Source organism: Mesorhizobium sp. WSM3873, from assembly GCF_001672445.1.
In the GTDB taxonomy this organism is placed as follows: domain Bacteria; phylum Pseudomonadota; class Alphaproteobacteria; order Rhizobiales; family Rhizobiaceae; genus Mesorhizobium.
The window spans coordinates 25,963-37,590 of sequence record NZ_LYTM01000034.1 but is presented as its reverse complement, the minus strand read 5'-3'; the positions used below and the strand labels follow the sequence as shown (position 1 = coordinate 37,590).

At 64.4% G+C, this 11,628-nt stretch carries 9 protein-coding genes; 6 read left to right on the top strand and 3 right to left on the bottom strand.

The window, feature by feature from the left end; genetic code table 11:
* Positions 1–123: 123 nt before the first annotated feature.
* Both A9K71_RS19850 and A9K71_RS19845 read right to left on the bottom strand, forming a co-directional pair.
* Positions 124–387 (bottom strand): hypothetical protein, encoded by a 264-nt coding sequence (locus A9K71_RS19850; RefSeq protein WP_066999629.1) that lies wholly within the window; start codon positions 385–387, stop codon positions 124–126.
* A 142-nt stretch (positions 388–529) separates the two neighbouring features.
* Positions 530–3,019 (bottom strand): mechanosensitive ion channel family protein, encoded by a 2,490-nt coding sequence (locus A9K71_RS19845; RefSeq protein ID WP_066999626.1) that lies wholly within the window; start codon positions 3,017–3,019, stop codon positions 530–532.
* A 205-nt stretch (positions 3,020–3,224) separates the two neighbouring features.
* Between A9K71_RS19845 and A9K71_RS19840 the strand changes: the two genes are divergently transcribed.
* The 5 genes from A9K71_RS19840 to A9K71_RS19820 all read left to right on the top strand — a co-directional run bounded on the left by A9K71_RS19840 (position 3,225) and on the right by A9K71_RS19820 (position 10,030).
* Complete coding sequence (locus A9K71_RS19840; RefSeq protein WP_066999623.1) at positions 3,225–4,484, top strand: sarcosine oxidase subunit beta; 1,260 nt, start codon at positions 3,225–3,227, stop codon at positions 4,482–4,484.
* A 12-nt stretch (positions 4,485–4,496) separates the two neighbouring features.
* The gene (locus A9K71_RS19835; RefSeq protein ID WP_066999621.1) at positions 4,497–4,790 is read left to right on the top strand and encodes a sarcosine oxidase subunit delta; all 294 of its coding nucleotides are present in this window, start codon (positions 4,497–4,499) and stop codon (positions 4,788–4,790) included.
* Positions 4,787–7,780 carry a sarcosine oxidase subunit alpha gene (locus A9K71_RS19830; protein ID WP_066999618.1) on the top strand — a complete coding sequence of 998 codons (2,994 nt, stop codon included), beginning with the start codon at positions 4,787–4,789 and terminating at the stop codon, positions 7,778–7,780. The genes A9K71_RS19835 and A9K71_RS19830 overlap by 4 nt, the downstream gene beginning before the upstream one ends.
* A 22-nt stretch (positions 7,781–7,802) precedes the next feature.
* Positions 7,803–8,390, top strand: a complete 588-nt coding sequence (locus tag A9K71_RS19825; protein ID WP_067000845.1) for a sarcosine oxidase subunit gamma — start codon at positions 7,803–7,805, stop codon at positions 8,388–8,390.
* 197 nt (positions 8,391–8,587) lie between these two features.
* Positions 8,588–10,030 carry an MFS transporter gene (locus A9K71_RS19820; RefSeq protein ID WP_066999614.1) on the top strand — a complete coding sequence of 481 codons (1,443 nt, stop codon included), beginning with the start codon at positions 8,588–8,590 and terminating at the stop codon, positions 10,028–10,030.
* 27 nt (positions 10,031–10,057) lie between these two features.
* Here A9K71_RS19820 and A9K71_RS19815 read toward each other — a convergent pair whose 3' ends face one another.
* Positions 10,058–10,762 (bottom strand): nitroreductase, encoded by a 705-nt coding sequence (locus A9K71_RS19815; protein WP_066999610.1) that lies wholly within the window; start codon positions 10,760–10,762, stop codon positions 10,058–10,060.
* 235 nt (positions 10,763–10,997) lie between these two features.
* Between A9K71_RS19815 and A9K71_RS19810 the strand changes: the two genes are divergently transcribed.
* Positions 10,998–11,585 (top strand): XRE family transcriptional regulator, encoded by a 588-nt coding sequence (locus A9K71_RS19810; protein WP_179294566.1) that lies wholly within the window; start codon positions 10,998–11,000, stop codon positions 11,583–11,585.
* Positions 11,586–11,628 lie beyond the last annotated feature (43 nt).

Here is an 11,628-nt window from a genome sequence, read left to right as displayed (position 1 = left end):
GGCCGATCTCGGCCGCGGGCGAGCGCTCCGACCTCGATCTTGATCATGCCGGGGCGGCAAGCGTCCGGAAACGATAAAAGGCCGGACAAACGCCCGGCCTTGCCGACCATATTCAAGGAGTTCTTACTTGATCCGCGCGACGCCGCCGGAGATCTCGACCGTTTCCGAACCGGTCAGCGCTTCGAGATCACCATTGGGCAGGGTGACGAAGCAGCCATTCGGGCAGAACTCCACCGTCTCGCCGGCGGCCAGCGCCAGCTCGGTCTTGCCGCCGCCTTCGGTCACGATCAGGGTCCGCGTCTGGGCGTCCTTGTTGACCGCGCTGGCGGCAAAAGCCGAACCGCTAAGGGCCAGGAAAGCGACGGCGGCAACGACAGACTTCCACATTGCAATTCCGGTGTTTCCACACCGCCTCTGTTCAATTTCGCAAGGCATTCTCGCCCTTTGCGTGAGAGCTTATATGAGATGTAACGTGAACCGCAACTGAATGCCGCATTCATGCCACAATCGGCTTCGGCGGCCGCCAAAGCTAGTCGGGGTCGGGCTTGCGGCCTCTTCTCTTGGTTTTAGCCAGACGCGTCTGCTCGGCCGCGGCCTCCGCTTCCAGCCGCTCGCGTTCGGCGAATTCGGCCTCGATCTTGTCGTCGTCGATCGGCCATGGCTCATGCTTCTTGCTCTCGACCACGGCGCGGGGCGCCGACGGGATCTCGATGTGCTCGTCTTCGAAGATGTCGAAGATCGCGAATCGGATGTCGTTCTGGACGATGCTGCCGTTCAACACGTCGGCGACGAACACGCGGATCTCGAATTCCAGTGCAGCCGGGCCGAAATTGGCAAACAGCACGAAGGGCTCGGGGTTCTTGAGCACCATCGGATGGGCGCGGGCTATGCCGAGCAGGATGGCGTGGACGCGCTTGACGTCGCTGCCATAGGCGACGCCCACCTTGATGTCGACGCGGCCAAGCTTGTTGCGGTGCGTCCAGTTGCCGACCGCATTGTTGATGAGGTTCGAGTTCGGCAGGATCACCGACTGGCGCTGGAACGTCTCGATCTCGGTGGCGCGCACGCTTATCTTTCTGACCGTGCCGCTGATGTCGCCGGCGACGATCCAGTCCCCGACCTTGAACGGTCGCTCGGCAAGCAGGATCAGCCCGGAGACGAAGTTCGAGACGACGTTCTGCAAGCCGAAGCCGATACCCAGCGAAAGTGCGCCGGCGACCAGCGCCAGATTGGAAAGATCGATGCCCGCCGCCGATATGCCGACCAGCGCTGCAAGCGCGACGCCGGCATAGCCAACCGCCAGCCGGATCGAATTGCGCACGCCGGTGTCAACCTTGCCGCGCGCCATGACCGAGCCGTCGAGCCAGCCCTGAAACCAGCGCGTGAGAAAATAGCCGATGGCGAAGACGACGATGCCGGTGAGGATGCCGAGCACCGAGATGGTGACCGACCCGATGGTCACGCCCGTTGCGAGCTTAAAGGCCCAGGTTTCGATATCGCCGGGCTGGAAGCCCCACATCAAGAGGATCAGCGGCAGGAACACCAGCACGATCATCAGGTTGATGGCGATGCTGACCACCAGACCGAGCTGGTCGAGCGCGGTGTCCTCATAGCTGGAATTGGCTGACAGCCAGCGCCCGACCGAAGTGTCGGCGAAGCCGCCCTCCTCGCCGATCGCCCGCGCCGAAAGAAAGCCGATATAGGCGGTGATCAGCGTGGTGCCGGTGACGACGACCTGAATAGAGACGAAAAGCGCAAGACCGATATAGCCGAGCAGTGCCGCGGCGATTGTGGAGACGCCGAGCCCGATGGCAATGAAGCGAAGCCAGGCCGGCCACGGGCGCCACGAGCCGTCCTTCGCCCTGAAAGGCTTCAGCACACCCATCAGGATCAGGATGACGCCCACGATGACGGTGGCAACGAAGCTCCTGGCGATCGTCAGCGAAAGCGGCGAGCCCATCTTCTCGTTGACGACGGACAGGAAGTAGTTGAAGCCGAGGACCACGGCCATGGCGGTGGCCAGCCGCACCAGCCAACGCGCCGGTCCGGTTGCGACTGGAATAAGCCGCCAGTTCGGCAGCCGCGGCTCAAGGGCGGCATTGGTCAGCCGGTTGACGCAGAACGCCACCGCGACGACCGAGAGCAGCGCGTTGAGGAATTCGCCGATGTCGCCGCGCAGGACGTTGTAATAGTTGAAGAAGAACACGGTCGAGGCGAGGAACGCGCCGAGCGCCACGGTCGGCAGCAGCGTCGACCAGAACGCCACCGAAAGCCGGCTCAGGTACGACGGCTCTTCCACCGAAGCATCGGCCTCGAAGATGCGGCCGAAGAGACGCCTGCCGCCGATCAGCAGCACGGCCGCCAGCGCCAGCGCCATCAGCGTCGCCGCAAGCATCGCCTGGAACTTGAATTTCAATGCGAAGGTGAGCCAGGACGCCACCGCCTTATAGAGGCCGGTGAACTGGTCGTGCGCGTCGGAAAAGGCCTGCGGGCTCAGCGCATCGCTCAACTCGTAGCGTTTCGTCAGAACGCTGCGGAAAAGCTGACTGCGTAGCGTGGCGATCCTGTCGACCAGCCCGCTGATGCGGATGGACAGGTTCTGCGCGCCGGCGACCACGGCGTTGATCTCGGCCTTCTCGGCCGTAAGCGCCGCGCGCTCGTTGGCGACGATCGCCGGCTCCGGCGGCTGGCCCTGGGCCGGCGGCGGCCCCAATACCTGGATGCGCGCATTGATGTCGTTGAGGCGTGATCGGAACGCGAGCGCGCTGTTCAGCGCCGCCCGTGAAATATCCTCGAGCTGCAAGCGGATATCGACAAGACCGGCGTCGTCCTGGTCTGGGGCGCTTAACTTCTTCTCCAGCCCGTCGGTCTTGGCCGTCAGATCCTGGATGGCCTTGGTCTGGTCGGCGATGAGCTGCGTGGAGCCCTGGCCGATCGCCTGCGCCATCGCGCCGGGCGAGGACTGCGCCGCGACGGCGACAATGGCGATCAGGATCAGGCGGAGCAGTCGGAAAATCATGACGTGACGGGCGACTCACGGCCGAAAAATCTTCGAAAATCCCGCCCTTGATAAAGACCGGCCTATCAAGCGGCAAGACGTCTCCATCCGCGGGCCTCGGCACGGATCGAAGTCGGCCTGTCGAAAAGCGATGGCGCAATCTTGGCTTTGCGCTTCTCGCCTGCTCTATAGTCTGCCGGCTCGCACCAAAAGGACGACAGGAAGAATGGCGGAATACTCAGCCTTTTCGCTGCTCAAGAACGCGCTCAACGGCAACCAGGACTGGAAACCGGCCTGGCGCAAGCCGGACCCCAAGGCCTCCTATGATGTGATCGTCATCGGCGGCGGCGGCCATGGGCTCTCGACCGCCTATTACCTCGCCAAGGAGCACGGCATCACCAATGTCGCTGTGCTGGAAAAAGGCTGGCTGGGCTCGGGCAATGTCGGCCGCAACACCACGGCAGTGCGCTCCAACTATCTTTTGCCGCAGAACACCCGCTTCTACGAGCATTCGATGAAGCTGTGGGAGAACCTGTCGCATGACCTCAACTACAACGTCATGTTTTCGCAGCGGGGCTGCCTGAACCTCGCGCACACACCGGCTCAGCTCGACGACTATGCAAGGCGCGGCAATGCCATGCGCCATCTCGGCGTCGACGCCGAGCTGATGAGCGTCAATGAGATCAAGCGGCTTGTTCCGGCCCTGGACGTTTCGGGCTCGGCGCGATTTCCAATCCTTGGCGGGCTGATGCAGCCGCGTGCCGGAACCGCGCGCCACGACGCCGTCGCCTGGGGCTATGCGCGCGGCGCCGACCGGCGCGGCGTCGACATCATCGAGAATTGCGAGGTCACCGGCTTCCTGCGCGACGGCGACCGCATCACCGGTGTGACGACGACACGCGGCGATATCCGCGCCAAGAAGGTGGCGCTTGCGGTGGCCGGCAGCACTGGCCAAGTCATGCAGCTTGCCGGCATTTCGCATATGCCGATCGAAAGCCACGTTCTGCAGGCCTTCGTCTCGGAATCGCTGAAGCCGATCATCGGCACCGTTCTCACCTTCGGCATGGGCCACTTCTACATCTCGCAATCCGACAAGGGCGGCCTCGTCTATGGCGGGGACCTCGACGGCTACAACAGCTATGCCCAGCGCGGCAGCCTGCCCGTCGTCGACGAGGTGATGAGCGAGATGCTGGCACTGTTCCCGGGCCTGGCGCGGGTGCGCATGCTGCGCTCCTGGGGCGGGCTTTGTGACATGACGATGGACGGTTCGCCGATCATCACCACCGGCCCGCTGCCCGGCATGTATCTCAATTGCGGCTGGTGTTATGGCGGCTTCAAGGCGACACCAGCCTCAGGCTGGTGCTTTGCCTGGACCATCGCCAAGGACGAGCCGCACGAGTTCAACGCGCCCTTCACGCTCGACCGTTTCTATCGCGGCCTCATCATCGACGACAAAGGCCAGGGCGCGACGCCGCGGCTGCATTAGGTTTCGAATCATATGCTGATCACTTGTCCCTATTGCGGCCCGCGCGATGTCATTGAGTTCACCTACCAGGGCGACGGCAACCGCGAGCGGCCGCAGCCGGCCGCGCAGGATCTCGACGCCTGGAATGCCTATGTCTACGACCGGCTGAACCCGGCCGGCGACCACAATGAGATCTGGCAGCATTCCGGCGGCTGCCGCGCGCATCTGCGGGTGGTGCGAAACACCTTAAGCCATGAAATCTTGAGCACTGCCTTTGCCCGTGGCGGACACAAGTCCGCGGGCCACAAAGCGGGAGGCCACCAGTGAGCCCTCGCCGCACAGAAACCGGCGGCCGCATCGACCGGCTGCGCACCATCCGCTTCACCTTCGACGGCGCGCGCTATACCGGACACGCCGGCGACACGCTGGCTTCGGCGCTGCTCGCCAATGGCGTGACGCTGTTCGGCCGTTCGTTCAAATACCATCGCCCGCGCGGCCTGCTCGCCGCCGGCGTCGAGGAACCGAACGCTCTGGTGACGGTGCTGCGCGGCGAGGTGCGCGAGCCCAACATTCCCGCCACCATGGTCGAGATCTATGACGGGCTCGTCGCGGTCAGCCAGAACCGCTCCCCCTCGCTCGCCTGGGATATCGGCGCGCTCAACCAGCTCGGCGGCAAGCTCCTGTCGGCCGGCTTCTATTACAAGACCTTCATGGGACCGGTGATCGGCCCGTTGAAAGGCACGCGCTTCTGGATGTTCTGCGAGCATTTCATCCGCCGCGCCGCCGGCCTCGGCAGAGCCGGCACCGCGCCCGATACCTCGCGCTACGAGCGCATGAACGCCTTCTGCGACGTGCTGGTCGTCGGTTCCGGCCCGGCCGGGCTGATGGCGGCGAAGGCCGCGGCCGACCAGGGCGCCCGCGTGATTCTGGCCGAGCTCGAAGCAAAGTTCGGCGGCTCCGCCAACTGGTCGGGCGAAACCATCGACGGGGCGTCGGCAGCCGACTGGGCGGCGCGCATCGTCGGCCAGCTCGAAGGCAATGACAATGTCCGCCTTCTGCCGCGCACGACGGTGTGGGGCTATTACGACGGCAACACGCTGGCCGCGCTCGAACGGGTGACGGACCACAAGGAAGTTCCGGCCAAGGGCGAGCCGCGCCAGCGCTACTGGGCGATCCGCGCCAAAACGGTGGTTCTCGCCACCGGCTCCTTCGAGCGTCCGCTTGTATTCCCCGGCAACGATCGTCCGGGCGTCATGCTGGCGCATGCGGCCGAACGCTACGCCAATGAATATGGCGTGCTGCCCGGTGAACGCATCGCACTGTTCACCAACAATGACAGCGCCTATCGTTCCGCCGTTGCACTGAAGAAGACCGGGGCCGCCGTCGTCGCCATCGTCGATGTCCGCAGCGACGTGTCGAACGAGATGAGCAGGCTGGCGAGCCAGGCCGAAGCAGAGCTGCTTGCCGGCCATGCCGTGGTTGCGACCGAAGGCGGCAAGGCGCTCACCGGTCTCAAGGTGCGGCGCTTCGAATTGATGAACGGCGCGCTGAGCGGCGACGAGCGCAGCATCCATGCGGACTGCCTGTTGATGTCGGGTGGCTGGTCGCCGACGATCCATCTCGCCAGCCAGGCTGGAGCCAGGGCCATATGGAACCCTGCCAGGCAGGCCTTCCTGCCGCCGCAGCCGACGCAGCGCTGGATCGGCGCCGGCGCCTTCACCGGCAGTTTCTCGACCGCGGAAGCGATTGCCGAAGGCCGCGCGGCTGGCATTCAGGCCGCCGGCGGAAGCGCGTCCTCCGCTCCGCTACCCGTCGTGGAGGCCGTCCCGGGCGAACCGGATCCGGCACCGGTCTTCGAGATCAAGGCCAAGGGCAAAAGCTTCGTCGATTTCCAGCACGACGTGACCGCCGAGGATGTGCGGCTCGCGCACCGCGAGGGCTTCGTCTCGGTCGAGCATCTGAAGCGCTACACCACTCTCGGCATGGCGACCGACCAGGGCAAAAACTCGAACGTGCCTGGCCTCGCCATCATGGCCGAGGCGCTGGGCAAGCCGATCCCCGAAGTCGGTACGACGCGGTTCCGGCCGCCCTACACGGCCGTGTCGATCGGCTCGCTGGCGGCCGAGCGTTTCGGCGACCTGAAGCCCGAGCGGCTCACGCCGATGCATGACTGGCACATCGACAACGGCGCAACCGTGTATGCGGCCGGTCTCTGGTACCGCCCGATGATCTACGGCCTCGCCGGCGAGACGGTCGAGCAGGCCTATGTCCGCGAGGCCGCGGCAACGCGTGAGAGCGCCGGCATCGTCGATGTCTCGACGCTTGGGAAGATCGCCGTTCAGGGCCCGGATGCGGCGGAATTCCTCGACCGCGTTTACACGAACATGTTTTCCACCCTCACGGTCGGCAAGGCCCGCTACGGCCTGATGCTGCGCGAGGATGGGCTTGCCTTCGACGACGGCACCACATGGCGGCTTGGCGAACAGGATTTCCTGATGACCACCACCACCGCCAATGCCGGCAAGGTGATGCAGCATCTGGAATATTTCCTCGACGTGATCTGGCCGGAACTGAAGGTCACCGTCACCTCCGTCACCGACGAGTGGGCGGGGGCCGCGATCGGGGGACCGAAAGCCAGGGCGATCCTTGCTGCCTGCGTGAAGGGCACGGCCGTCGACAACGCCGCGCTTCCGTTCATGGGCATTGTGCACGGTGAGATCGCCGGCGTGCCGGTGATGATCTGCCGCCTCTCTTTCTCCGGCGAGATGGCCTTCGAAGTCTATTCCGGCGCCGGCTATGGAACGCGCGTTTGGGAGGCTCTCATCGAGGCCGGCAAGCCTTTCGGCCTGGTCGCCTACGGGCTCGAGGCGCTTGGCACCATGCGCATCGAGAAGGGCCACGTCACTGGCGCGGAGATCGACGGCCGCACCACGGCGCGCGACCTGCATCTCGACTGGATGCTGTCGAAGAAGAAGCCCTTCATCGGTTCCGCCATGATGGATCGCGAAGGCCTGATCGCTCCGGACCGGCTGGAACTGGTCGGCTTGATCGCTCTCGACAACCGCGCGCTCAACGGTGGCGGACATATCGTCGAGCAGTTGGACGCAGCGAACCCGCACGATTCGATCGGCCATATCACCGCCTGCTGCTATTCGCCGGCGCTCGGCAAATACATAGCGCTTGCGCTGGTCAAAGGCGGCAAGGGGCGCCACGGCACGCGCGCCTTCGTCTCCGATCCGCTGCGCAACCGGTTTGGGCCGGTCGAGATCGTCTCCAACCATTTCTACGATCCGGACGGGAGCCGCATGCATGGTTGAACGACAACTTCCCGAGCGGCAATTGCCTGAGCGCCTGTCGCCGCTTGAACCGGTCTATCATCCAGGCTCGCACGGCAATTTCGAGCATGGCGTTGACGTTATCCTGTCCGAAACGCGGCCGGGCTCGATCCTGCAGCTCGCAGCATGGCCGGGCGAGGAGAAGCGGCTGATGTCCGGCATATACAAGGTGACAGGCCTTGCCCTGCCGGATGGAGCCGGCGGCGGCGTCGTCAACGGCGCGAAAGCCGCGTTCGGATTCGCGCCGGGCAAATTCACCGTGGTTGACGAGGCCGAGGGCTTGGCTTCCGCGTTCACCGGCCTGATCACGCCGTCCATCGGCACGATTACCGATCTCTCGCATGGCCGCACCGCGATTCGCATTTCTGGGCCAAAAGCGGAGTGGGTGATGGCGAAATTCTTCGCTATCGACTTCGCCTTGCCGGCCTTCCCGCTCGCAGCCGGCCGCTCGACCAACCACCACGATGTCTTTGCACAGATCCAGCGCACCGGTGGCGACCAATTCGACATCTATGTGTTCCGCTCCTTCGCGCGCTCCTTTTGGAAGGCCTTGTGCCACGCGAGCGAGGAAGTCGGCTACGAGGTGCACTGAGCGCAATTGCAGGAAACTGCGTGGCGGTTTTCCCTGCCGACTTGCCTCTGAGCAGGCCGCACTCGGGGATTGGTTGGGCCGGCGCGTGGCACTATCGACGGCCACAACTGCCGCTTGAGCCTTGGGCCAGCGAAGACGATAGATAAGGAAACGCGGGCTCTCGGAGCCTCAGGCAACCAGTTCGACAACATCCTTCCATGACCGCAGAGACTACGGCGACAGCCACGACCCGCTTTGCTCCGGCGGGCGACCCGTCGCTGCTGTTGCCGGCGACCGTCGCCTGCGGCGTGTTCATGACCAGCCTCGACCAGAATGTCATTGTGACCGCGCTGCCCGGCATCGGCGAAAGCCTGGGCCGCCCGCCGAGTCAGCTCGGGCTTTTGATCACCGTCTATGTCGCGAGCCTCATCGTCACGATGCCGCTCGGCGGCTGGCTGGCCGACCGCTTCGGCCTGCGCAACGTCTATTGCTTTGCGCTGCTGGTCTTCGCCAGCGCCTCGGCCCTCTGCGGCCTGTCGGAAAACATCTGGATGCTGGTCGGCTCTCGCGCGCTGCAGGGCTTCGGCGGTGCGCTGATGGGCACCCTCGGGCAGGTCGTGATCCTGTCGAGCTTTCCGCGCGACCGCACGCTCAGGATCAACATGTATATTTCGCTCGCCGGCCAGTCCGGCCCGCTGGTCGGGCCCCTCGTCGGTGGCGCGCTGACCACTTACGTCTCGTGGCGCTGGATCTTCTACATCAACATACCGATCGCGCTGACGGCCGCGTTGCTCGCGGCCTCGCTGTTCCCCACGACCACCAAGCCGGTCTGCACGCCCTTCGATTTTCCCGGCTTCCTGCTAGTCGGCGGCGGCATGGCGCTGCTCGTCTTCGGCATGGATTCGCTTGCCGCGAAGGACGCCGCCGCCAGCATTATCGGCGTCGAGCTTGGCCTGGCAATCGCCATCCTCACCGTCGCCGCCTTCTATTGTCTGCGGGCCCGAAACCCTTTGCTCGACCTCAATCTTCTGCGTATCCGCACCTTCCGCATCAGCTTTCTGACCGGCGGCGGGCTCGACACGATAGGGCTAAGCTCCGTTGTCTTCCTGCTGCCGCTGATGTTCCAGCTCGGCTTCGGTATGAGCGCGGTGCAGGCCGGATCGCTGACCTTCGTCGCGGCGATCGGCTCGCTGCTTATGCGGTTCTTCATGCCGCGCATCTTGAACCGCTTCGGCTTCAAGCGGGTTCTGATCGTCAACACGCCGATCGCCGCCCTGCTGGTCGCCGGTTTTGCCTTGATGCAGGAAAGCACGCCTACCTGGATCGTGCTTGCCTACATCTTCGCCTTCGGCCTTTTCCGTTCGGTGCAGTGGGCCTCGACCGGCAACCTCGCCTACTCGGACATCGCGCCCGAGCAGCTCTCGCGCTTCAGCGCCCTGTACTACATCCTTTGGCAGCTGGCGGTGGCGATCAGCGTCGGTCTGGCCGCTGCGATGCTCTCGCTGCTCGCCGGCGGCGGCCAGGCGAGCGTCAACGACTACCGGCTCCTGTTCATTGTCGAAGGCTTGATCACGCTTTGCGCGCTGCTCGCCTATTTCAGGCTCACGCCGCAGGACGGTGCCCATGTCAGCGGCCATGGCGGGCATATCAGCACGGATTAGCACATCGGGCTGCGGTCCGCGCCGGAGCTACTTCGCGAACGTCACCCAGTCTTCGAGCGGCGCGCGGTCGGTGCGGAATTCGTTCTCGGGCTTGGACGTGTCCTCATAGCCGAGTGCCATGCCGCAGACCACGATCTCCTCGTCGGGAATGTCGAGCACCGGGCGGATCTGCCGGTGATAGGGCGCGAAAGCCGCCTGCGGACAGGTATGCAGGCCCCTGCCCCGTGCCGCGACCATGATGTTCTGCAGAAACATGCCGTAGTCGATCCACGAGCCCTTGTTCAGCCGCCGGTCGACCGTGAAGATCAGGCCGACCGGCGCGTCGAAGAAGACGAAGTTGCGGTCGTGCTGCGCCCGCATCCTGTCGACTTCGCGTCGGCCGATGCCGATCGCGCCGTAGAGACCGAAACCGTTGGCGCGACGCCGGCTGAGATAGGGCTCGAAGAACTGGTCGGGATAGTAACGGTACTCGTCCCATTCGGCCTTTTCGGCGCGGATGCCCGAATTGAGGATGGCGTCGCTGATGCGCCGCTTCACCTCGCCCTTGGTCACATAGACACGCCAGGGCTGCATGTTGGTGCCCGAGGGTGCCCTTGCCGCGACCGTCAGGATGGCGCGGATTGTGCTGTCGTCGACCATGTCGGGCAAAAACGCGCGTACCGACCGGCGCGACATGATCGCCTCGTCGACGATCGCTGCGTCGAGCGCGCTCCGGTTATTCTTCTCCAGCATGGGCCGTCCCTTCACGCATGGCTGGACCCGGCAACCCGATTCCCGCAACGACCATAGGCAGACACAAATAACTAACTGGTCCTCGACCGGACGCCCCACTCGCCATTCGATGGCGAGGCTTTGCATCAACCGCCAAAATGGCGCAAGCAAATCTTGCGTAGCATGAAAATTCACTTGATTTTTTCATGCGCTTGCTTTTTCATGAAATTTGAGCAGATTTTTTCACGAGGAGCGGGTGACCTCGACCGCCATCAGATCGGAGCAGGACAATGGCGAGCGGCTGCTGGCCGGCGACATCCGTGCACTGCGCAAGGCCCGCGGGTTGACGCTTGCCGAGATCGCTCTGAAGCTCGACCGCTCGGTAGGTTGGGTCAGCCAGGTCGAGCGCGGCCTGTCGGTCCCTTCGCTTGGTGATCTGCGGGCCTTCGCCGAACTGTTCGGAGTGCCGCTTAGCCTGTTCTTTAGCCATGATGTGCCTGCCGAAGAGGAGCGCGGCGTGGTTGTGCGCGCCGGCAGCCGCCGCTCGCTTGGCACAAGCGAATCGGGCCTCGTGGAGGAGCTTCTGTCGCCCGATCTTGGCGGTAGCTTCGAGATGCTGCGCTCGGTCTTCGCGCCGGGCGCGGAACTGAACACCGAAGCACGGCGTCCGACCGAGGAAGCGGGCTACGTCGCGTCGGGCACTTTCGAACTCGAGATCGGTGGCGTCTGGCATCGGCTCAGCGAAGGCGACTCGTTCCGCTTCGAAGGCAAGCCGTTCCGCTGGCGCAATCCTGGCGCCGAGCCGGCGGTCGTCATCTGGGTGGTTTCGCCACCGGTGTACTGAACCAAATGCATGGCGCCCAAAACTGTGCAGCGGTCTTTGGGAC

What these genes read in the sequence shown, in the direction of transcription:
- A9K71_RS19815 (WP_066999610.1), bottom strand. Translation starts at nt 10,762, where the DNA reads ATGCTGGAGAAGAATAACCGGAGCGCGCTCGACGCAGCGATCGTCGAC.
- A9K71_RS19835 (WP_066999621.1), top strand. Translation starts at nt 4,497, where the DNA reads ATGCTGATCACTTGTCCCTATTGCGGCCCGCGCGATGTCATTGAGTTC.
- A9K71_RS19845 (WP_066999626.1), bottom strand. Translation starts at nt 3,019, where the DNA reads ATGATTTTCCGACTGCTCCGCCTGATCCTGATCGCCATTGTCGCCGTC.
- A9K71_RS19850 (WP_066999629.1), bottom strand. Translation starts at nt 387, where the DNA reads ATGTGGAAGTCTGTCGTTGCCGCCGTCGCTTTCCTGGCCCTTAGCGGT.
- A9K71_RS19840 (WP_066999623.1), top strand. Translation starts at nt 3,225, where the DNA reads ATGGCGGAATACTCAGCCTTTTCGCTGCTCAAGAACGCGCTCAACGGC.
- A9K71_RS19820 (WP_066999614.1), top strand. Translation starts at nt 8,588, where the DNA reads ATGACCGCAGAGACTACGGCGACAGCCACGACCCGCTTTGCTCCGGCG.